Raw genomic sequence first — 20,559 nt, forward strand, 5'->3', positions numbered from 1 at the left:
GCCTTACCTCGTGTAAGGTTTTTTTTTGCCCATTACTGATGCAATCGTTTTATTTATACTTCCGACAATCAAGTATAAAGTATAAATAAGAAAGTCTGTAAAAATGATTTCTCTTACTGACTCATAATTCTTAACTCATAACTCATCCAAATGCGTCCTGCAGAAGCATTAAAAGCTAATTTCCCGTTCGAGCCTACCCAGGACCAGGCCATGCTCTTCTTGAAACTCGACCAGTTTATACTTGAAAAACAGGAAGAAAGGCAGGTTTTTTTATTGAAAGGATACGCCGGTACCGGTAAAACAACGGTTGTAACCTCGCTCGTAAAGATTCTCAACAAGTATAATTACAAGTATGTGCTACTTGCCCCAACAGGTCGTGCAGCCAAAGTAATGGCCAGTTACAGCGGCAAGCCTGCTTTTACCATTCATAAGAAGATTTACCGCCCATCTTCCAACCCCTACGCCGAAGGCCTCGCTTTTACCCGCCAGCCAAATAAAGCAGATAATACGATTTATATTATCGATGAGGCATCCATGATTTCGGATGACAGCGGGTTCGGCCAGAACGGTTTGCTGCAGGATTTACTAAACTTTGTATTCGATAAAAAGAACAACAAACTGTTACTGATAGGTGATACCGCCCAGTTACCGCCTGTCGGGCAAACGCTGAGCCCGTCTTTGGATGCCGGTTACCTGAGCCAGAACTTTAGGAGCTTTGTGCAGGAAATGGAGCTGAAGCACGTCATGCGCCAGGCCGAGCAATCCGGTATTCTGATGAACGCCACCAACCTGCGCAACCAGCTGAAACAAGAACCGCTCAATATCCAACTCATCACCAAAGGCTGGCGCGATATCTACAAAATTACCGGCGAAAAACTGGAAGACGGCTTGCGCTATGCTTACGATAAATTTGGTGTAGAAGGCAGTATCGTTATCTGCCGGTCAAATAAAATGGCCAACCAGTATAACCAGCATATCAGGCGGCGCATCTTTTTTTCGGAAGATGAAATTGGCGTGGGCGATTACCTGATGATCGTGCGGAATAACTATTTCTGGCTGGCAAAAGATTCGGATATCGGGTTTATGGCGAACGGGGATTTTGTGGAGATCACCAAAATTATCCGGTACGAAGACATGTACGGTTTCCGGTTTGCCGATGTGCGGTTGCGCTTTGTTGATTACCCGGATGCGCAGGAAGAAGAAGTAAAGATCATGCTGGATACACTTTACACCGATGCGCCCGCTTTGCCCGCAGATCAGAATAAGAAATTATACGAAGAAGTTTTAAAAGACCATGCTGATATAACGAACAGGCGCGAAAAAGCTAAAGAGATAAAGAAAAGCCCGTACCTGAATGCCCTCCAGGTAAAATTTGCGTATGCCTTAACCTGCCACAAAGCCCAGGGCGGCCAGTGGAAAGCCGTATTCGTAGACCAGGGTTTCCTGAAGGAAGACATGATAAACGAAGAGTTTGCCCGTTGGCTTTACACAGCTTTAACCCGATCATCGGAAGAGCTTTACCTTCTGAACTTTAACCCGCAGTTATTAGTTAATTAAGCAGCTAAAAATGTATATTGCGGCATTAAATTTGAATACGCTTTTCACCATTCATAAAACACATACAAGATCATAAAATGAAAAAAGTTATCCTTTCATTTGCTTTCGCAGCCCTTGTTGCTGGTGGAGCAGCAGCCCAAACTAAACCGGTATCTCAGGTTAGCGAACTGAACAAACAAAAAAGCGGTCCGGCCCTTACGTTTGAAGAAGCCGAGTATAACTTTGGTGATATCGTACAAGGCGATGTGGTAGAACATACGTTCAAATTCAAGAACACAGGAACGCAGCCACTGGTTATTAAGGATGTAATTGTTTCGTGTGGCTGCACTACGCCAAGCTGGACAAAAGAGCCTGTAATGCCAGGTAAAACCGGAACATTGGTTGCTAAATTTGATAGCGCCGGCAAACTGGGCCAGCAGAAAAAAGCAATCACGATTATGTCTAACGCTGCGGAAGGTGCCAAGTATGTGTACATCGTAACCAACATTAATGAGAAAGGTGCTCCTGCATCTGCTAAACAATAAGTTTATACTTTGATACTATAAAAAAGGCTCCTTTAAGAAGGAGCCTTTTTTGTTAGGTAGTACCTGCTTTAAAACTGCTTAAAATAATAAAGCTGTTTAGCGTTTTAAAGTAAACGGTTTTTGCGGCCTTGGTCGCCGTTGTTGGTGTTTTCACCGACAACTATACTTTCACGAAAAGGTGCTTGCTGGTGAAAACACACAGCAAGGGCAGGTTTTGCTTTCAATAGCGCTATTAAAATATATATAGTTTTTATAATGTAAATTTGGTAGTTTAGTTAGCTTAGTATTTACGCTATTAGCCTTCATATTTGCCTTATGAGACCAGCCATACTTTGTTTACTGCTTTTCTTCTTTACACTGAGAGAGGGGGCAAAAGCGCAGGGACTACCTATAGAGCAACCAGAAATCCGACGCCACGAAGTTTCTTTAGGTTATGGTGTGCTGGGCACTCCTCAATTAGTGTCCGGCTTAGGGGATGTTTTTACCTTTTTCATTTTCTCCCAAAACACAGAAAGACATACAACCGGCCCGGCTATATTTGGCTACCATTACCGCCTGAGCCAAAAGGTTAGTCTAGGATTTTCTGCCTCTTATACACAACTCAAATCGAGGTATAGAGATACCGGCGAGAATGCCGGCCAGGTTGATTATTATACTTTTTTGCCACGCTTTTCTTACTACTGGGCAAGAAATCCGGCGGTGGAAGTATACTCTGGCATTGGGCTGGGCGCTAGTTACCTCAACAGAAACAGCAACTATGAACCAGATGAGCCGAACGAATTTGTCTTTACAACACAGCTAACAGCCATGGGTATTAGGGCAGGCCGTAAAACAGGTTTCTTTATGGAACTGGGCCTGGGTATGAATGGACTTCTGAATGCGGGCATGGACAGACGATTTTAAACAAAAAAGGCTCCTTTTAGAAGGAGCCTTTTTTGTTAGAGTACTTTAGAGATGGCGTAGAACAAAGCGCCCCAGCCGGCTATCAGTAAGGCGCCGCCGATGGGCGTAATGGCACCAAGCCAGGTTACTCCCGTAAGGCATAGCGTGTACAAAGAGCCTGAAAAAACGAGTACACCTAATATAAAACACCACGCTGCAACCTGTAAAGCCGGATGCTCGATTTTAAAAAGCAACAAGCCAACAACCAGTAAGGCCAGCGTATGGTACATCTGGTATTTTACCGCGGTTTCATACGTTTCGAGGCGGTTGCTGGCACGCAACATCGGCCCGAGCGCATGTGCCCCGAAGGCACCAAAAACAACTGTTAAAGCACCAAGTAAACTGGCCAGTAAAAGTATGATCTTCTGTGTCATGTAGTTCTAAAGTATAAAAGCTTGAATTAAAATTAAGCTTCTTCCTCGCCGCCTTCCAGCGCTTCCATTACCTGTTCTTCAAACTCCTGCTGGCTATCGTACTGCGTAAATTCAAGTTCTTTGCCTTTGGCTTTCAAAGCATTAACTACTTCCATCGCAATTTCCAGGGGTTCTACTTCTGTGCCTGTTAAATCAGCGTTCCAGTTCGGGCCAACTAAAAGTGCATCGCCATACATACCCACGCACCAGTTTTCCAGAAATTCGACCAACGTAATTGACTCTGGTTTATACTCCTGCCAATCGTCTTCGGCACAGGCTTTCGCACCTTCTTCCATAGACCAGAAAAGTATAACTTCTGTGTCTTCGAACTCAGCAGAGCTCGATGTGGCCCAGGTCTCGTCTTTTGTAAGCCCCCATACTTTGTTTGTTTCTACGATCGTTGAAATAAAAGCAGCGGAGCCATTCTGATTATTTTGGTTATTATCTGTCATGTGATGTATTTCTAAAGTTATGTTTTACTTAGCTATTCTGTTTCAGCAAATATACTACTTCCTGCCCGATAAAGTATAGCAATTGGAAGCTGGCAGGTTTTGTTACAATTAAAGTATTAATGCTTACATTATTAACTTTATACTTTCAAAAAGCTGGGGCAAGTATGAATTTACTTTTGATAGGTGCGTGTTCCGAAAATACCGCTGCCCACGCGTAACAATGTACTGCCTTCTTCCAGGGCCAGTTCCCAGTCCGAGGTCATACCCATCGATAGCTCGCTAAAATCCTGATTGGCAAAAAAGAAGGTCTCTTTTAATTTCTGAAAACAATCACGCAGATACCGGAACTCACCGCGTAATTTGTCCTGATCATCGGTGTTGGTGGCAATGCCCATCACACCAGTTATCCGGATATACTTCATGGCTCTGTATTCTTCTGATTGCAGGAAGGCCACTGCCTCTTCGTAATCCATGCCATACTTAGTTTCTTCATCGGCGATAGAAATCTGCAGCATGCAGTTTATCGGCAACGTACGGTTATGCATTTCGGCGCGCTTGTTAATTTCCTGCAACAACTTCAGGCTGTCCACAGACTGGATGGTATCGATAAACTCGGCGATATACTTAACCTTGTTTGTTTGCAAATGGCCGATGAGATGCCAGGAAATATCATGTGGCAGGACCGGGTATTTTTCAATCAGCTCCTGTACTTTATTTTCCCCGAAAAGGCGGTGGCCGGCTTCATAGGCTTCCATGATCTTGTCGGGAGCGTGTGTTTTAGAAACTGCTACCAGGCGGCAGGGTGTGTTTTTTAATCTTTCATCAAAAAAAAGAATATTGTCTTTTATGCTCATAGTTATAGGTTTGGATAGGCAGGACATTTGTACTTACAGGTTAAAGCGCAAAAGCGTTATGTTCCGGCGATCTTTATACTTCTAAAAGTATGATTTAGCTTAATCTTCCAGCACATTGGTAACGAACGTATTTTTAAGAAACATCCAGAAAAGCAGCAGCAGCAAGGCCCATTTAAGGTAAACCTGGTAAAAATCGCGCGTATCCCGAAAACGCCTGACCGATATTTCGGTTTTTTCGAGGGTGTTGATGCGCTGAAAAACATCTTGTAATGCCGTTTTGCTGTCTGCGCGGTAAAATTTTCCTTCGCCAATTTCGGCTATACTTTTCAGAGAGGTTTCGTCGAGTTCCGTTGTGATATAAACCGTTTTGCCGGTCGAGTCTGGGTCCAAAGCAACCTGCCCGTCTTTGCCAATGCCGATAGAATAAAGTTTTATCGAATAAGCTGCGGCCAGGCGGGCTGCCATTTCCGGGTCTAAACTTCCGGCTGTGTTTTCGCCATCGCTTATTAGGATGATCACTTTACTTTTTGCAGTTGACTCGCGCATTCTGTTAACAGCTACCGCCAGCGCACTCCCGATGGCGGTGCCATCGTTGGGTATCATTTTTAGTTGGATGTTATTTATACTTTCACGCAGCAGTTTATAATCGGTGGTAAGCGGGGCAAGGGAGTAGGCATCTCCGGCAAAAACCACCAACCCGATGCGGTCCTGTACGCGGCCGTTTATAAAATCGAGAGCCACTTCCTTGGCAACTTCCAGGCGGTTGGGTTTAAAATCCTGCAGCTCCATCGAGCCCGAAACATCCAGCACCAGCACAATATCTATTCCTTCGGCAGACTGCTCTATCTGTTCGTTTATGCGTTGCGGACGGGCCAGTGCCACCAATACCAGCATGATGAAAAGTATAAAAACCAGCGTAGGGACAAAGCGCAGCAAACTGCTCCACTGCCAGGCAATGTGGCCTTCGAACATGGCCATATCCAGTTTGTTTCTGGATTTTTGCCTGAGCCAGGTTTTAATTACATAAATCAAAGGCACCAACAGCAATGCATACAGCACCACCGGGTATACCCAGTCGAAGGAGCGGAGTGTGTTGTAACTGAACCATTCCAGGCTCAGCCAATCCCAGGTTTCAGCGCTGCTTTCTAACATTCTTGGTTATCTCTCTTCTTATTTTATAGCGGCTTTTTGCAAACTTGCGTAGCTCCAGCAAGGCCGTATTTGTCTCGGTATCAGGTTCGTTTACCAGGTTGCCGTAAATGGCTTTATCGCATAAACGCAGGGCAGTACTCACGTCTTCATCGTCGTGGTAATATTCTACAATTTCTTTTGTGGTGAAGGAGTTGATAGCACTGCGCTCCAGTTTGGTCAGGTAGTTTTTCCAGAGCGAAATGGCCTTTTCTATACTTTGCGAAGCACCGGATTTTGCAAACCGGTCGATGTGGGCGTTGTAACGGGAAGTAAAGAAAGAATGATCCTGGCGCAGGCGGTACAGTTTATACTTGGTAATAATGCTTTGCCCGAAAATAAACCAGATCAGACTCAGGAAAGTAGCGCCTGCCACAATCCAGATCAAGAGCACAGGCCAGTCGAAGCGCTCTTCAACCGTTGCCAGGCCGGTTTCAGCTTTCACGGCCAGCGGCTCTGTTACTGCGTTTACCAGTTGCTGCACTGCCACCGAGTGTGCTTCCGAGAAAACCTCTATGGTATCTGCATCCTGAAGTATGTAAACAGGCAAAGCCAGTTGCTGCACCGGGTAAGTTTCGAAAGTGCGCACGGTATATACCACGCTGTCGGTGCTGATGCCGGCGCGCGTGGAAGTAGGGTAGAACTCTTTCCGGACAAACTCGAACGGCGCAAAATTATAGCTGGTATCAGGCAAGATAACTTCCTGGGTTGGGGCATGTCGCAATACCAGCGTATAGCGCAGCAACTCACCAATTTTAACCGTATCGGAGCTGAAACTGCCTACCGGTTTCGGAGCCTGTTGCCCTAAAACCAATGTCTGTGCCAGCCAGCAAAGTATAAAAAGTATAAACTTACGCACTCTTTTTTATTGATCTGTTTCGGAGCCTGAACAGGTTAACCAGTTGCGGCACATAATCTTCGTTAGTCTGGATGGCGAGGTAATTTGCCTGGTATTTCTGACACACACGCGTTACCATTTCCTGGTTTTGGGCATATTGGGCCAGGTATTTTTTCTGAAACTCCGCACCCGAAGTGTTCAGCCAAATCGTTTTGCCGGTTTCTTTGTCCAGCACGGGCGCAATGCCCATTGGTGGCAGTTTTCGTTCACGCACATCCAGCAGTTGTAGCACGATCAGGTCGTGGCGGCGGGCCAGCATGGTTAATTCTTTCTCGTAATTCACATCAATAAAATCAGAAATGAGCAGAATAATGCTGCGCCTTTTAATTATATCAAGTGTTAATTTAATGCCGCTTGCCAGGCTGGTTTTAGCTGATTTGGGTTCGAGCTCGCTTAAAGCTTTGATAATAGTATAGGCCTGCTCAATGCCTTTGGCGGGTTTAATGTATTTTTCTTTCTGATCGGAAAAGCAGATGATGCCGATCTGGCTTTGCTGGCGTGCAGCAGATAGTGCCAGTACACCGCAAATCTCTTTGCCCACATCCAGTTTATGTTGCAAACCGGTACCAATACGCTGCGAGGCGCTTACATCCAGCATCAGAAAGACGGATTGTTCTTTTTCTTCGCGGTAGGTTTTTACGAAGGTGCCATGCCCTTTAGCTGATACGTTCCAATCAATGGAGCGCACATCGTCTCCGTACTGATACGCGCGTACGTCGTCGAACTCCAGCCCGGTTCCTTTAAAAACAGAATGGAAATCGCCGTGCATCTGCGACGTAATAGCTTTACGGATGCGTATTTCAAACTTTCGTAGCTTTTGAACGAGCTCTTTCATAGCTTTGCACGTAACCTCAGTTTTAAAATTATCACATATTCCGTTAACATACACCCGTGAAAAGACTTTTCTGCATACTTTTTTGTGTAAGCCTATGGAGTTGCTCCGAAAAGGAAGCTGATAAACCGGCCGGGATGGTGCCACAGGAAAAAATGGTTCAGATTTTAGCAGATGTGCATACGGCTGAGGCTCAGATTGAACAGCGCATAAACTATCCCGATACAGCCATGATGGCCTTTAACGCTGAACAGGCCAAAATCCTGAAAAAGTATGGCGTACAACAAAATGCTTTCCGGGAAACGTATAACTATTATATCAGGAACCTGGCTGAAATGGACAAGCTCTACGAAATTATTGTAGATACGCTTACGGTCCGGGAATCAAAAATGAATGCGAAAGCTGGGATCGAAAACCTGGAAACAGACGAAGGCAGACAGGAAGACCCGTATATCCCGGACGAGTCGGAGCTTGAAATGCAGAACTAGATCAGCTTGCTTCCGTTTGGTACTTTCGAAGCTGGCTGGGCAAGTATAATATCACCGTTCTCATCAGCAAAACCCGTCACCAACACCTCCGACATATAAGTACCAATTTGTTTTTTACCGAGATTGGTTACACACAACACCTGCCTGCCGATTAACTCTTCTGGTGTGTAATGTACCGTTACCTGCGCGCTGGACTTTTTTATTCCCAAAGGCCCCAGGTCAACTACTATTTTATAAGCCGGTTTTCGCGCGCCTATAAAGTCTGTTGCTTCCAGTATAGTGCCAACGCGAATATCTGTTTGCTCGAAATGCTGCCAGGTGATTTGTTCCATTGTATTTTGAGTGATGCGTGCTATTGTAGTTATAGTAACGGTCAGGCTAAAATGCGATTAAATATTTTTTAGTTTGCGTTAGCTGCTCTTATTTTCAAATTAAGTATAAAACCAAATAGGTTGTTAAAATAGCTCCTTTATTTCAACAACCTATCAATGAGAATTAAAAATATTAACCGTAAATCTTTGCTATAAATTGGTTCACGCTGGCTGGCTTTCTTCCTAATAAAGATTCTAAAGTGTTGTCTTCCAGATCCATCATACCTTCGCCTAAAGCAGTGCCCCACATAATAAACATACCTATGTACATTTCCGGAACACCAGCTTTTTCAAGAATGGTTTTAAACGTTTCCACCTCTGGGGTAATATAACTTACTTCTTTACCTAAAGCTTCCGAGATATAGGTAGCTATTTTCTCAAAACCTACCGATGTATTGTTAGTCAAATTATAGGTTCTATTTTCATGCCCTTGTGTTGTTAGTACGTTTACTGCTACTTCAGCAAGTTCTTCACGGAGTACCCAACTCGCTTTACCATTTTGGGCCGGAAATAAAATAGTACCTGTTTCGGCAACTTTATCGCCTACGAAGGCAAGAATCATTTCCTGATAAATACCGTTTTGCAGAATAGTATAGTTTAAACCACTTTCTTTTAAAAACTTTTCTGATGCAACATGAGAATTCTGAAAACCAGCTATAGCAGAGTTTTCATAACCATTCTTCCTTACAAAAGAGGTATAAACAATATGCTTAACGTTAGCTTGTTTAGCAGCTGTAATGGCATTGATGTGGTGTTTTGTACGGTTTTCAATAGCACCCCGGTCATTACTGGAAACTAATAATAGTTTATCCACTCCTGCAAAAGCTTTTACCATAGAATCAATATCAGCATAATCGCCTACTCTAATATTAATCCCTTGTTCTTCTAAGGCTTGGTAATTTTCTTCATTTCTTACCAATGCTGCAATATTGGTTGCGGCTACTCCCTTTTTTAATAAATATGCAATGGCTTTCGAACCATAGTTTCCTGTTGCACCTGTAACTAAAATCATAATTATTTATTTTGGTTAAGTGCCAAAGCTACGGAGCTTACTATACTTTTTATACTTTGTTCTTAATAATAAGTAGTATACTTTTGTATAGTGAATTAGACAAACTGATAAAGATGAGTGATTTTAAGGGAATTATACAGCAAGCAGGAGCAACGGAGCGATGTCCGCAAAACTATGTATTGGCTTTAACAGACACGATGAATGTTATTAGCGGCAAGTGGAAGTTGCCTATTATTGCTTCTTTGTTACGTGGCAAAATCCGGTTTAAAGATTTACTGGATAATATAGAAAAGATTACTCCCCGCATGCTTTCTAAAGAATTAAAAGAACTGGAGATAAATAGTATTGTGGTGCGTAAAGTATACAATCAAACCCCGGTTTTAATTGAATACCAACTAACAGAATCTGGTAGAAGCTTGCTTAATCTTATTGATACTATGATTGACTGGGGGTTGACGCATCGAAGTAATGTATGGTAATAGAAACTTTTGCCGTTCGAAATTTTCTGCTAACGTTCCGCGGCAATGGCGCAGTTTATACTTTTACCTTTTTCTGATTCAGCCTTCTGTTTTTTATGTTGCCTAAGGCTATTTCTATCAAACAGCAATATTATAAGTCATAACCATACTTCAAAAGAAACGCTTTTCTGAGGTTAGCCACTGTTCCGGAAAAACTCCTGTCGTACCAAATGTAGTGCGGCGCACCATCTAAAGTATGAAATTCGAATGTATTGTTCAGTCGCTTCATTTCATTTGAAAAAGCTTTCGCAGAAGTATAAGCTACACTCTGGTCGTTGGTACCGTGAATGATTAATGCCGGAGGAAGGCCAAGTGTAAGCAAATGTTGCGGCGATATCTTTTTAACGAGCGTTTTATCTTTCTGTCCTTTGCTGATCCAGTCTGTGCTTCCGTCAGCATATAAATTATAAACTCCACTATTAACCAGCAACAGGTCAGGCACAGCGCTAATCGCCTGGTTGTCTGTTTTCTCATTTATTTCGCTGGATAAGGCTGCTGACAATACCAGATGCCCGCCAGCAGAATTACCTGAAGCAACTATTCTGCTGGGGTCAATAGTATAAGTTGCTGCATGCTGGCGTAGCCATCTGATCGCACTTCTGGCATCCTTAACAGCTTCAAACGGAGTGGTTTCGTGCCGGTCTGCCACCCTGTATTCTACTGCCACAGCTACCCAGCCTTTTTTAGCGTAGTTCTCACAGTTATAAAAATCCCATTCGGGCGTTCCTTTCGTCCAGCTGCCTCCGCTAAAATAAACCATGACTGGCCTTTTTGTAGTTCTGAAGGCACTGTCAGGCAGGAAAATATGCAGGTCCAGCTCAGAACCGTCTACTGTTTTATAGGTCTTAATTATGTGCCCTTTATAAGTACTGGCACTTGCTGTATAAATGCTGTCTACGGTTTTTTTATACTCTGCATTGGTAGCAGTAGCCAGAAATGATTTAACAGCCTTTTCGGTATTCTTACTTCCCCAATCATCGAGGTGTGCTATTAGGTAATGGTATTGCCAGTATTCCTTGCACGTCTGCTTTTTAAAATATGCAGGAATTAAGCTGAGATATGCGTCTAATCGTTTGTTATCTGATTTTCTGTACTTGGGTTTATTAACTTCTATAGTAGATTGATGTCGTAGGAATGCTTGAACGTAGCCCTTGAAATCGGAACTGGATAAGAGTTCAGGGGTATTAAAATCCTTTACATGCTGGTCTAACCTGGTTTGTTCTGCTTTCGATAATTTTACTTTTCTACCGGTATGGTTTTCATGAAAGTAGGGGTAGTTCACAATGATCTGATCGAAAAAGTAACCGATATCACGTTTTTCATGAAGTATAAAATCAGCATCTACCGATTGAAATCGGGATGAATACTTATCCGTAACAGCAACGAATGGTTTCTTTAAAGCTTCTACTTTCTGAAGAAATGGCTTTTCGGCTAATGAATAAATTTCTGGTCTGTTAAGATAGAATGCTTCTGTAAATACATCACTCGCCACTTTCATTTCTGATAGGTAGGCATTCTTTAAGGAATCAGCTTGCCCACTGGCCTGCCCAAAACAAGTTAAAAAGGAGAAAGTAAACAAAAATGCCAGCAGAACCTTCATAGTTTAATCCCGATTAATATTTTACAAGTAAAGTACAGAAATAAATCAGCCGAATATAGAGAATCTAATGATATTATCATTATTCTAATACTATTCTATACTTTAACGAGCCCGAAATCTGGTTTTAGCAACATAACCAAATACACGCCGTACTCCTAATTCAACATGCTTTAATCCTTATCTGCATGTAATCTAGACACAAACAGCCGCTATAAAACTATGAAAAGAGAATCCGGAGCAAGTTTATCAGTATGGGTGGATGAAGTTAGTATGCCACCAACCACCACCCTTACAGAAAACATAACATGCGATGTGTGCGTGGTAGGGGCCGGTATTGCAGGCCTTACGACAGCCTATCTGTTAGCAAAAGCAGGAAAACGCGTGGTGGTGGTAGAATCGAAACAGATCGGAGCAGGCGAAACAGCTAGAACAACAGCTCACCTTTCCAATGCTTTGGACGACCGGTTCTCTGAACTGATAAGATTATTTGGAAAAGATGGTGCCCGCCTGGCTGCGCAAAGCCACGGACAAGCCATTGACAAAATAGAGGAGATCGTTAAAGACGAAAAAATAGCCTGCGAATTCAAGCGCCTGGACGGCTACCTGTTTGCCAATAACAGCGATCAGGAAACTCAATTGCTGGATGAGTTGGAAGCCCTGCAGCAAATTGGCTGGCACAATGTGGTGCTGCGCAAACGAAGCCTGCTTGATACTATTACCCGGTTTCCGTGTCTGCATTTTCCGAAGCAGGGCCGTTTTCACGCTCTTAAATATTTAGCTGGTTTAAGCGAGGCCTTCATGCAACTTGGCGGTCAGATCTTCACGGCTTCGCACGTAGACGAATTTAAGACCGGCGCTGTAACTACCGTAATCACAAAAGAAGGGCACACAGTGTCTGCAAACCACCTGGTTGTGGCTACCAATACGCCGGTAAATGATATGGTAACGATGCACACCAAACAGGCACCTTACCGTACCTATGTTATAGGCATCGAAGTTCCGAAGGGCTCTGTGCCGGATGCGCTTTATTGGGATATGGAAGACCCGTACCATTATGTGCGCTTGCTGCGCGATACCGCAGATACAGGTGCAGGTGCCGATGATACATACAAACCGGACGGACTGACAGATATCCTGATAGTTGGCGGGGCAGACCATAAAACCGGACAGGATGATACCAACGGAAAACAGTTTATGGAATTAGAACGCTGGACGCGTGAGAAATTCCCGATGGCCGGGGATATAAAGTACCGCTGGTCTGGGCAGGTGATGGAACCTGTGGATGGCTTGGGCTACATAGGCCGAAATCCGGGAGATACCGATAACGTTTATATCGCTACGGGCGACTCAGGGCATGGCATGACGCACGGTACCATTGCCGGTATGCTTATTTCTGATCTGATTCTGGATAAAGTTAATCCGTGGCAGAAACTATATGATCCGGCGCGTGTGAGTTTGAAATCGAGCGGCGAATTTCTGAAAGAAAACATGAACGTGGCTGCCCAGTTCAAAGACTATCTGACAGCCGGCGAAGTAGAAGACCCGCAGGAAGTGCTGCCTGGCACTGGTAAAATCATGCGGAAAGGCTTGAAAAAGGTGGCTGTTTATTGTGATCAGGATGGCGTACGCCACGAATGTTCTGCGGTTTGCACGCACTTAGGCTGTGTTGTAAACTGGAACAACGTCGAAAGCTCCTGGGATTGTCCTTGCCACGGCTCACGATTTGATCCGTTCGGGCGTGTAATAACCGGCCCGGCCACCAAAGACTTGGGTCCGGCAGAGTAGAAGCCAAGTAAGACAACAAAAAGGTCAGGATTTATACTTCATAAAGTATAAATCCTGACCTTTTTTAGTTCAAATCAATTTACTTATAGGCTTCCAATGCTGTTAAGCGCGCTATAATATTTTCTTCCAATGCCGTCTGGGCTTCCAGATCAAGTCCGTGGTTAGATAGCTTGTCAAATTTTTCCTGTTCTGCTTTCCAGTCTTTAAAAGCAGCGGCTACGGTCAGGTTCATTTTATCTTTTACAGTTGTACAGGATGCGCCTATACTCTTCAGATTCTTACGGAGTGTGCGTGCGTGTACTTCCGTCAGATCGAAGTGCAGTTGCTCGTGGTAAAGCAGTTTTGCAGACTTCTTATTTTTTGTCCAGGATTCGGTAGGCAGGAAAACGCAACGCACTTCGTAAACAAAGGTATTGTTCACGCATTTTCCGTTCACGGCCAGGTTAGCGGCAGTAAGGGCGTGGTGTGGGTTGGCAGCATCCGGAACAGCTCTGAAATCGTCCCAGGAAAGGCGTCTGTCAGTTGACCAGCTTAGTTGCTCGCCAATGGTACCGGTTGATTCTTTTTTAGAAGTTTTGCTGCCATCTGTTGGAATAGCAGGGTTTAAGGCGCTAAAACCGGAGGCGATCAGGTTGGCCCACAGCGATAGCAATACAGGAAAAGTAAACATTTATGCTTCGGCTAAAAGTATAAAAAGTAAGTATTCGACTCGGGAACGCATTCCGTTATACTTTAGTGCCACGAGTTGTACTTTTACTTTTAATCTCTGATCAGCTTAGTGCTTAACCACTTGAATCTCAAATACATTAGAACTGCTGCTACTGTTAAGCCTAACAGGAGCCCGGCCCAGATGCCACTTGCTCCGAAGCCAGCTTTAAAGCCCAGTACATAGCCAACAGGCAACCCTACGGCCCAATAAGCCAGCAACGAGATCAAACTAGGTATCTGCACATCTTCCAGCCCACGCAAGGCACCCAGGCCAACCACCTGCACTCCATCCGAGATCTGAAACAAAGCTGCTATAATTAACAGCACGGAGGCAATTTGGATTACTTCCGGATCATCAATGTATAAACCAGGTATAAAATCTTTGGCAACTACCATTAGCAAACCACTAATAATCATAAAAATAATGGCCATTACAAAGCTGCTGATGCCTGCCATGCGCATATCAAAATAGTTGCGCAATCCCTTCAGGTTACTCACCCGGATGGTGGCCGCCGCTGCAATGCCGCTGGCCATCATATAAGTTACTGAGGCAACGTTGATGGCAATCTGGTGTGCAGCGAGTTCTTTTGTTCCGATCCAGCCGATCATGATGGCAGAGAAACTGAAAGCACCCATCTCAAAGATCATCTGACCCGAAATGGGCAGGCCCAACTTAAAGATGCGGTACATGTGCAGAAATGATAAGTGACGCAAGCGCAGGAAATGCCAGAAGATCTCAAACCGTTTGTTGTATAGTACCCAGCCGCCCATCATCAGCGCCATGATCACCCTGGAAATAAGGGTTGCCCAGGCAGCACCCACCATGCCCAGTTCCGGTAAACCGAATATACCCCAGATAAGAACATAGTTTAAGAATACATTAAGCACGTTTGCCACAATACTGATGTACATGGCCTCCCGGGTAAGCGAAAGTCCTTCTGCAAACTGCCTGAAAGCCTGAAAAACCATAAGCGGCACCATCGAGAGGAAAAGTACATTCATGTAAGGTATGGCGAGTGCAACCACATCTTCCGGCTGGTCTAACAAGGTAATGTAAGGAGAAAAGAAGTAGCCAGCGATAAATAAAAATACACCTACCAATACATTTGAAACCAGTCCGTTAAGCAGCAACAGCGAAATGCGCGTGTAATTTTTCCGGCCCTCGGCTGCGGCAATAAGTGGGGTGATGCTAAACGATATTCCCAGGCCAAACACCATCGTAATCATGAAAATACTGTTGCCCAAAGAGGACGCAGCAAGCGGTGTAGTGCCGAGCTGGCCTACCATTAAACTATCAGCTACACTTACCAGAATATGGCCCAGCTGGCTCATTATGACCGGATAAGCCAGGGTAAAATTTTTGGAAAAATGCTCTTTGTATGTGTTTGTATTCATTTGGGAAACTGCAAAGCTAAGGAAATGCAAAATTAGCCTTTTATACTTCAGGTTGCTCTACAAAGTGTGTTGTGTTTTTCAACGAGCAGGTTTGGATGGCTTTTTTGAAGTATAAAATAGTAGTCAAGCATTTATACTTTGGAGTTGGTGGGCTTCTAAACAAAACTGATGCAGGCTATCTTTCCTTCCTTCATGTTTTCACTAGCTAGTATATAGTTGTGAAAGTATAGTTGTCGGTAAAAATACCTACTACAGAGGGAAAGTATATATTGATAAATTGTTAGAATGTAAATAGTTAACTCATCACAGTTATACTTTGAGTTGATCTAAATAACTAAACTTGCTAAAGCAGTTTTTAAACGTATGATGGCTTCTTTCAGATCGGGTTCCTCTATGGCAAAAGAGAGACGCGAAAAACCGGGCGCACCAAAATAATCGCCAGGCGAAAGCTCTAGTTTATACTTTTCTTTCAGGAAATTGCAAAGCGCAATGCTGGTGGTGAACTGTTCTCCGGTTGGTGTTGTGCAGTCGAGGTAGGCGCTGAAATCAGCAAAAATATAATAGGCACCATCCGGATGAAAAAAGTTTAGGCCCGGAATCTGATTTAATCCACCCGCTAGTATACTTCGGTTAGATTTTAAAATAGCCAGCTTGGCAGGTAGATCATCGGCAGCAAACTGTAAGGCCGCCTTGGCACCGTCCTGTACAAACTCGCTGAGCCCGGAAAACGTACTTTTCTGGAAATCGGAACACATAGCAATAACTTGATCAGCCGCTACTATGTACCCGATCCGCCAGCCGGACATGGCAAACGATTTTGAAAAGCCATTGATTACGATGCATCGGTCCGTTTTCCCCTGGCAGGAAAGGAGAGAAGTAACAGGCTCGCCGTAAGTAACAAGGTCATAAATTTCATCGGAGATAATGTATAGGTTTGGGTAACGCGCGGCTACCGCTAATAACGCTTCCAGCTCTTGCCTGGTATAAATACGGCCGGTTGGGTTAGCCGGATTCGAGAGTAACAAAATGCGCGTATTTTCATTTAAAGCTGCTTCTAAGGCTTCCGGAGTCAGGTTATACTTTTCAGTTGATAATGTTTTGATTGTAACCAGTTTACCTTTGCTATACTTCATTAACTCATGAAATCCGAACCAGGCCGGCGTAGGCACCAACAGTTCGTCGGTACCTTTGGTTATGAGCACCGAAAATAAATTGAAAAGCGCCTGTTTTACGCCCGGAGTAACCAATATATGTTCCGGTTTTATACTTGCTTGAGTCTGGTACCTGGCAGCAATGGCTTCTCTTAAGCTTATGGTTCCTGCTACTTCGCTGTACTTTGTTTTGCCTTGCTGCAAAGCCTGTATGGCTGCCTCGGTAGCGGTAGCGGGACTAGCAAAATAACTGGCCCCGGATGCCAGGTTCAAGTACTTCATGCTTACTTAACGGTAAAAAGCACATCCGCAAATTGGCTGGCTTCATCCTGGAAAACTGCTTCTACAGTAAATCCGCATGTCAGCCCCAGTTCCTCTACCTGCTTTAACGAATACTTATGGGAGTTTTCGGTATGGATGGCTTCCCAGGCGTCGAATGAGAAGGTTTTATTTAGCGCTTTGATGTGCACTTCCTGTGCTTTTGTACTAACCAGGTAACTCTTCATGACGCCCTTTTGCGGATGATAAATTGGGGAATGCTGAAAGGCTGTGAGATCGAAATTGGCACCCAGCTCTTGGTTGATGCGTTGCAGCAAGTTCAGGTTAAAAGCTGCCGTTACGCCTGAAGCATCGTTATAAGCCGGCAAGATCACGTCCGGGCTTTTGCGAAGATCGACTCCCATAAAGAGCTTGTCGCCGGTGTTCAGGTAGCTGCGTATTTTTTTCAGGAAATCTATACTTTCATCGTCCTCGAAATTGCCAATGTTGGAGCCCAGAAACAGCACAACTTTGCGTTCGGCTTTATTTTCGTGGAGCCATTCGAGCGCTTTAAAGTATTCGCCCACCACCGCCTGCACTTCGATATTGGGGAGTTCCTGCTGCAAGTTTTCGTTTAACTGGTGCATCGCATCTCCCGATATATCAACAGGTACATAATCAAACTGCTTTTTTTGTTTATCCAGTTCGCGCAGCAAAATTTTGGTTTTAAGTGCATCGCCGGCACCCAGATCAATCAGATGAAAAAAGCTGTCTCCCGCAAATTTTGAAATAATATCCTGCTTGTTACCGGTCAATACTTCGTGTTCGCAGCGCGTAGGATAATACTCGGACAGGTGCATTATTTTCTGGAACAGGCGGCTGCCTTCCTTGTCATAAAAATAGCGGGAAGATAATTTCTTATTGGTTCTGCTCAGGCCTTCCAGCACATCTTTGGCAAATGCAGCTGTATCGGCAGTGCCATCCTGTTTTATACTTAAGTCGATGGGAAGGAGCGTCATAGTAACGGTCATAATTTTAAAGTAGGGCCAGCCTTATTCCAGTGAATTGCCAGCGTTTATCAGGGTGAAAAAAATTACGGTAAGTTGTACGGATATGGGTTTCGGAAGTGGTGCAGGAGCCGCCGCGCAGCACCATTTGGTTCAGCATAAATTTACCGTTGTATTCGCCGATGGCGCCCGGTGCTTTTGTAAACCCAGGGTACGGGTGGTAGGCGCTATAGGTCCATTCCCATACATCGCCATATAGTTGCTGCATCCCTTTTATAGGCAAAGCAGGTTGCGGTGCCAGCAGTTCCCACTCCAGGAAATTGCCTTTTTGCGGTGGATATACCTGTGAAGCAGCTTCCCATTCAAATTCGGTGAGCAGTCGGTTACCGCTCCAGTTGGCGTAAGCATCGGCTTCGTAAAAACTGATGTGGGTAACGGGTGCGTTCCAGTTGATAGACTGGAGTCCGTTTAAAGTATAGTTTTGCCATTCTTCCCCCTGTTTTACCCAATACAAAGGTGCTTCCAGGTTTTGTGTGTTTACCATCGCCCAGCCTTCATCCAGCCAATGCCTGAAATCCTGGTAGCCGCCATCCAGCATAAACTCCAGGTACTCGGCGTTGGTTACCAGCCGGTTCATCACTTTAAAATCATCCAGCAAAACCTGGTGAACGCCCAGCTCATTATCAAAACAGAAATCTTCGCCGGTATGCCCGATGGTGTAAATACCTCCCGGAACATCCAGAAATTCGGCCTCCACTTTAAGAGATTTGGCAGCGTTAGGTTGCTGATCAGAAGTATAAACCGGCATCAGCGGATTGGTGCTGAGAATATACTTGATATCGGTCAGGAGCAGTTCCTGGTGTTGTTGTTCATGTTGCAGGCCAAGTTCCAGTACAGGAGTTAGTTCGGCTAAAGTAGCTTCATCCAGCGCATCGAACAGGTAGTTGAGTTGCTCATCCACATACTTTCTATACTTGTAAATATCGCGTAGCGGCGGGCGTGTAAGTGTGCTGCGTTGGTCGCGGAGTACACGTTTGCCTAATGTGTTGTAATAAGAATTAAAAAGATAAGCGTAATCCGGATGGTAGATTTTATACTTGGGCAAGTAAGGTTGCAGTACAAACGTTTCGAAAAACCAGGTCGTATGGGCCAGATGCCATTTCGGGGGGCTCACATCCACCATGGGTTGCACCACTGTGTCTTCGGGCTCAAGCGGCTGGCAGATCAGCTCGGTACGTGCCCTGATCTTTTGGTAGCGTAACTGGGTAGCTTGTGCAAGGGAAGCAGCAAGTTGGCTCATAGAATTGTTGTAAAGTATAGCTTCGAAAGGCTGGTTATCTACTTAAACTGTTCAGAACTTGTATTGTTTGGCAACAGGTACTCCAGCTCAGCGATACGCAAACAGTTAACTTTCTTCTGGTGTTTTGCTGTCCTTTACGTCAGTTTTACAGATATTGGTTTATATTAGGTCAAAACTTATTAAAATGGCTTTCACGCTTCGTTATACTTCCCATACACTACAATTTAAGTTTGATGCCCGTACCTCACGCGGTGCCATCTCAACGCACCAGGTCTATTATCTGCAGTTGAGCCATACTTCAAAACCAACAGTATCGGGCATAGGAGAGTGCGCCCCGCTGGCTGGTTTAAGTATAGATTTCCGGTCGGACCTTGAGAAAAAAATTGCAGAAGTATGCCAGTTGGTTACTGATTTAAAAATTAAAGAAACAGTTGATATCAGTACACTTAAAGAACTAGCATTAAGCGATTGGCCTGCTTTAAGATTTGCCCTGGAAACAGCTTTTTTAGATTGGCAGAATGGCGGCAAGCGCCTGCTTTACGACAACAGCTTTAGCAGGAGCGAAGCAGGTATCCCGATAAACGGGCTAGTCTGGATGGGCGACAAAACCTTTATGCAGGAACAGATCAGAAAGAAGCTCTCTGAAGGATATGCGTGTCTGAAACTGAAGATCGGAGGGCTTGACTTTAGTTCTGAACTGGAACTCCTGCAGCAGATACGGGAAGCAGCCGGACCGGAAAAGTTAACGATCAGGGTAGATGCCAATGGCGCTTTTAGTGTGCCGGATGCTTTTAAGAAACTGGAGAAACTGGCCCGTTACGAACTGCACTCCATCGAACAACCCATCCGGCAAGGCCAACCCGAAGAGATGGCTCAGCTTTGCGCCTATACGCCCGTACCTATTGCTTTAGACGAAGAACTGATCGGTGTGCAGGATGCTACTGAAAAAGTAAAATTATTAGACCAGATCAAACCCCACTACATCATTCTTAAACCCACACTTGTGGGTGGCCTGCAGGCTAGTGCTGAGTGGATCGAACTGGCCGAAGATCGGAGTATAAAATGGTGGATGACTTCGGCTTTGGAAAGCAACATCGGCTTAAATGCAATCAGCCAGTTTACGGCAAATTACGCAGTGCACATGCCGCAGGGCCTTGGTACCGGGCAATTATACCATAACAATATAGCGTCGCCTTTAACTATAAAACAAGGGGCTTTGTGGTATGATGCGCAACAGGCATGGGAACCTGTAAAGGCATAAAAAAAACAGCCACCTGCATACACAAGTGGCTGTTTTTAATTTGAT

Annotated in this window: 21 protein-coding genes; 7 read left to right on the forward strand and 14 right to left on the reverse strand. The window is 44.5% G+C overall.

The window, feature by feature from the left end:
• Positions 1-150: 150 nt before the first annotated feature.
• The 3 genes from DP923_RS07550 (at position 151) to DP923_RS07560 (ending at position 2,984) form a co-directional block, all read left to right on the forward strand.
• Complete coding sequence (locus DP923_RS07550; RefSeq protein ID WP_112305228.1) at positions 151-1,557, forward strand: ATP-dependent DNA helicase; 1,407 nt, start codon at positions 151-153, stop codon at positions 1,555-1,557.
• A gap of 77 nt (positions 1,558-1,634) precedes the next feature.
• Positions 1,635-2,081 carry a DUF1573 domain-containing protein gene (locus DP923_RS07555; RefSeq protein ID WP_112305229.1) on the forward strand — a complete coding sequence of 149 codons (447 nt, stop codon included), beginning with the start codon at positions 1,635-1,637 and terminating at the stop codon, positions 2,079-2,081.
• A 315-nt stretch (positions 2,082-2,396) separates the two neighbouring features.
• Complete coding sequence (locus DP923_RS07560) at positions 2,397-2,984, forward strand: hypothetical protein (RefSeq protein ID WP_112305230.1); 588 nt, start codon at positions 2,397-2,399, stop codon at positions 2,982-2,984.
• Positions 2,985-3,019: 35 nt separating this feature from the next.
• On the opposite strand, the gene DP923_RS07565 is transcribed toward DP923_RS07560, so the two are convergent.
• From DP923_RS07565 to DP923_RS07590, 6 genes are all read right to left on the reverse strand, one after another.
• Positions 3,020-3,397, reverse strand: a complete 378-nt coding sequence (locus DP923_RS07565; RefSeq protein WP_112305231.1) for a DUF423 domain-containing protein — start codon at positions 3,395-3,397, stop codon at positions 3,020-3,022.
• Positions 3,398-3,429: 32 nt separating this feature from the next.
• Positions 3,430-3,888 (reverse strand): DUF2750 domain-containing protein, encoded by a 459-nt coding sequence (locus tag DP923_RS07570; RefSeq protein WP_112305232.1) that lies wholly within the window; start codon positions 3,886-3,888, stop codon positions 3,430-3,432.
• Between the two features lie 170 nt (positions 3,889-4,058).
• On the reverse strand, positions 4,059-4,742 hold the full coding sequence (locus tag DP923_RS07575) for a YggS family pyridoxal phosphate-dependent enzyme (RefSeq protein WP_112305233.1): 684 nt from the start codon (positions 4,740-4,742) through the stop codon (positions 4,059-4,061).
• A 99-nt stretch (positions 4,743-4,841) separates the two neighbouring features.
• Positions 4,842-5,894: a vWA domain-containing protein gene (locus DP923_RS07580; RefSeq protein ID WP_112305234.1), complete on the reverse strand. Its 1,053-nt coding sequence runs from the start codon at positions 5,892-5,894 to the stop codon at positions 4,842-4,844.
• Positions 5,875-6,789 carry a hypothetical protein gene (locus DP923_RS07585; RefSeq protein ID WP_112305235.1) on the reverse strand — a complete coding sequence of 305 codons (915 nt, stop codon included), beginning with the start codon at positions 6,787-6,789 and terminating at the stop codon, positions 5,875-5,877. Before DP923_RS07585 ends, DP923_RS07580 begins: the two co-directional genes overlap by 20 nt.
• Entirely contained in the window at positions 6,782-7,663 is an 882-nt protein-coding gene (locus DP923_RS07590) for a DUF58 domain-containing protein (protein WP_112305236.1), read from the reverse strand. The genes DP923_RS07585 and DP923_RS07590 overlap by 8 nt, the downstream gene beginning before the upstream one ends.
• 56 nt (positions 7,664-7,719) lie before the next feature.
• Here DP923_RS07590 and DP923_RS07595 point away from each other — a divergent pair, with 56 nt between their 5' ends.
• Positions 7,720-8,148 (forward strand): DUF4296 domain-containing protein, encoded by a 429-nt coding sequence (locus tag DP923_RS07595; protein WP_239020966.1) that lies wholly within the window; start codon positions 7,720-7,722, stop codon positions 8,146-8,148.
• Here DP923_RS07595 and DP923_RS07600 read toward each other — a convergent pair.
• Positions 8,145-8,480, reverse strand: a complete 336-nt coding sequence (locus tag DP923_RS07600; RefSeq protein ID WP_112305237.1) for a tRNA-binding protein — start codon at positions 8,478-8,480, stop codon at positions 8,145-8,147. The two genes, DP923_RS07595 and DP923_RS07600, sit on opposite strands and share 4 nt — an antisense overlap.
• Positions 8,481-8,652: 172 nt before the next feature.
• A complete protein-coding gene (locus DP923_RS07605) occupies positions 8,653-9,531 on the reverse strand; it encodes an SDR family oxidoreductase (protein WP_112305238.1) in 879 nt (292 codons plus the stop codon).
• 113 nt (positions 9,532-9,644) lie between these two features.
• Here DP923_RS07605 and DP923_RS07610 point away from each other — a divergent pair, with 113 nt between their 5' ends.
• Positions 9,645-10,010 (forward strand): winged helix-turn-helix transcriptional regulator, encoded by a 366-nt coding sequence (locus DP923_RS07610; protein ID WP_112305620.1) that lies wholly within the window; start codon positions 9,645-9,647, stop codon positions 10,008-10,010.
• A gap of 130 nt (positions 10,011-10,140) precedes the next feature.
• On the opposite strand, the gene DP923_RS07615 is transcribed toward DP923_RS07610, so the two are convergent.
• Complete coding sequence (locus tag DP923_RS07615; RefSeq protein WP_112305239.1) at positions 10,141-11,649, reverse strand: alpha/beta hydrolase; 1,509 nt, start codon at positions 11,647-11,649, stop codon at positions 10,141-10,143.
• 219 nt (positions 11,650-11,868) lie between these two features.
• Between DP923_RS07615 and DP923_RS07620 the strand changes: the two genes are divergently transcribed.
• Positions 11,869-13,434 carry an FAD-dependent oxidoreductase gene (locus DP923_RS07620; protein WP_112305240.1) on the forward strand — a complete coding sequence of 522 codons (1,566 nt, stop codon included), beginning with the start codon at positions 11,869-11,871 and terminating at the stop codon, positions 13,432-13,434.
• Between the two features lie 79 nt (positions 13,435-13,513).
• On the opposite strand, the gene DP923_RS07625 is transcribed toward DP923_RS07620, so the two are convergent.
• The 5 genes from DP923_RS07625 to egtB all read right to left on the reverse strand — a co-directional run bounded on the left by DP923_RS07625 (position 13,514) and on the right by egtB (position 19,253).
• On the reverse strand, positions 13,514-14,104 hold the full coding sequence (locus DP923_RS07625; RefSeq protein WP_112305241.1) for a DUF922 domain-containing protein: 591 nt from the start codon (positions 14,102-14,104) through the stop codon (positions 13,514-13,516).
• An 89-nt stretch (positions 14,105-14,193) separates the two neighbouring features.
• On the reverse strand, positions 14,194-15,537 hold the full coding sequence (locus DP923_RS07630; protein WP_112305242.1) for an MATE family efflux transporter: 1,344 nt from the start codon (positions 15,535-15,537) through the stop codon (positions 14,194-14,196).
• Positions 15,538-15,863: 326 nt separating this feature from the next.
• Entirely contained in the window at positions 15,864-16,970 is a 1,107-nt protein-coding gene (locus DP923_RS07635) for a pyridoxal phosphate-dependent aminotransferase (protein ID WP_112305243.1), read from the reverse strand.
• Between the two features lie 2 nt (positions 16,971-16,972).
• Positions 16,973-17,965 carry an L-histidine N(alpha)-methyltransferase gene (egtD, locus tag DP923_RS07640; protein WP_239020967.1) on the reverse strand — a complete coding sequence of 331 codons (993 nt, stop codon included), beginning with the start codon at positions 17,963-17,965 and terminating at the stop codon, positions 16,973-16,975.
• Positions 17,966-17,981: 16 nt separating this feature from the next.
• Entirely contained in the window at positions 17,982-19,253 is a 1,272-nt protein-coding gene (gene egtB, locus DP923_RS07645) for an ergothioneine biosynthesis protein EgtB (protein ID WP_112305245.1), read from the reverse strand.
• Positions 19,254-19,437: 184 nt separating this feature from the next.
• Here egtB and DP923_RS07650 point away from each other — a divergent pair, with 184 nt between their 5' ends.
• Positions 19,438-20,514 (forward strand): o-succinylbenzoate synthase, encoded by a 1,077-nt coding sequence (locus DP923_RS07650; protein ID WP_112305246.1) that lies wholly within the window; start codon positions 19,438-19,440, stop codon positions 20,512-20,514.
• Positions 20,515-20,559: the final 45 nt, after the last annotated feature.

The sequence above is a fragment of the Pontibacter arcticus genome, assembly GCF_003284895.1.
In the GTDB taxonomy this organism is placed as follows: domain Bacteria; phylum Bacteroidota; class Bacteroidia; order Cytophagales; family Hymenobacteraceae; genus Pontibacter; species Pontibacter arcticus.

Bases quoted from the DNA above. Each gene is read 5' to 3' on its own strand.
- DP923_RS07550 (WP_112305228.1), top strand. From the start codon at position 151: ATGCGTCCTGCAGAAGCATTAAAAGCTAATTTCCCGTTCGAGCCTACC.
- DP923_RS07555 (WP_112305229.1), top strand. From the start codon at position 1,635: ATGAAAAAAGTTATCCTTTCATTTGCTTTCGCAGCCCTTGTTGCTGGT.
- DP923_RS07560 (WP_112305230.1), top strand. From the start codon at position 2,397: ATGAGACCAGCCATACTTTGTTTACTGCTTTTCTTCTTTACACTGAGA.
- DP923_RS07565 (WP_112305231.1), bottom strand. From the start codon at position 3,397: ATGACACAGAAGATCATACTTTTACTGGCCAGTTTACTTGGTGCTTTA.
- DP923_RS07570 (WP_112305232.1), bottom strand. From the start codon at position 3,888: ATGACAGATAATAACCAAAATAATCAGAATGGCTCCGCTGCTTTTATT.
- DP923_RS07575 (WP_112305233.1), bottom strand. From the start codon at position 4,742: ATGAGCATAAAAGACAATATTCTTTTTTTTGATGAAAGATTAAAAAAC.
- DP923_RS07580 (WP_112305234.1), bottom strand. From the start codon at position 5,894: ATGTTAGAAAGCAGCGCTGAAACCTGGGATTGGCTGAGCCTGGAATGG.
- DP923_RS07590 (WP_112305236.1), bottom strand. From the start codon at position 7,663: ATGAAAGAGCTCGTTCAAAAGCTACGAAAGTTTGAAATACGCATCCGT.
- DP923_RS07600 (WP_112305237.1), bottom strand. From the start codon at position 8,480: ATGGAACAAATCACCTGGCAGCATTTCGAGCAAACAGATATTCGCGTT.
- DP923_RS07605 (WP_112305238.1), bottom strand. From the start codon at position 9,531: ATGATTTTAGTTACAGGTGCAACAGGAAACTATGGTTCGAAAGCCATT.
- DP923_RS07610 (WP_112305620.1), top strand. From the start codon at position 9,645: ATGAGTGATTTTAAGGGAATTATACAGCAAGCAGGAGCAACGGAGCGA.
- DP923_RS07615 (WP_112305239.1), bottom strand. From the start codon at position 11,649: ATGAAGGTTCTGCTGGCATTTTTGTTTACTTTCTCCTTTTTAACTTGT.
- DP923_RS07620 (WP_112305240.1), top strand. From the start codon at position 11,869: ATGAAAAGAGAATCCGGAGCAAGTTTATCAGTATGGGTGGATGAAGTT.
- DP923_RS07625 (WP_112305241.1), bottom strand. From the start codon at position 14,104: ATGTTTACTTTTCCTGTATTGCTATCGCTGTGGGCCAACCTGATCGCC.
- DP923_RS07630 (WP_112305242.1), bottom strand. From the start codon at position 15,537: ATGAATACAAACACATACAAAGAGCATTTTTCCAAAAATTTTACCCTG.
- DP923_RS07635 (WP_112305243.1), bottom strand. From the start codon at position 16,970: ATGAAGTACTTGAACCTGGCATCCGGGGCCAGTTATTTTGCTAGTCCC.
- egtD (WP_239020967.1), bottom strand. From the start codon at position 17,965: ATGACGCTCCTTCCCATCGACTTAAGTATAAAACAGGATGGCACTGCC.
- egtB (WP_112305245.1), bottom strand. From the start codon at position 19,253: ATGAGCCAACTTGCTGCTTCCCTTGCACAAGCTACCCAGTTACGCTAC.
- DP923_RS07650 (WP_112305246.1), top strand. From the start codon at position 19,438: ATGGCTTTCACGCTTCGTTATACTTCCCATACACTACAATTTAAGTTT.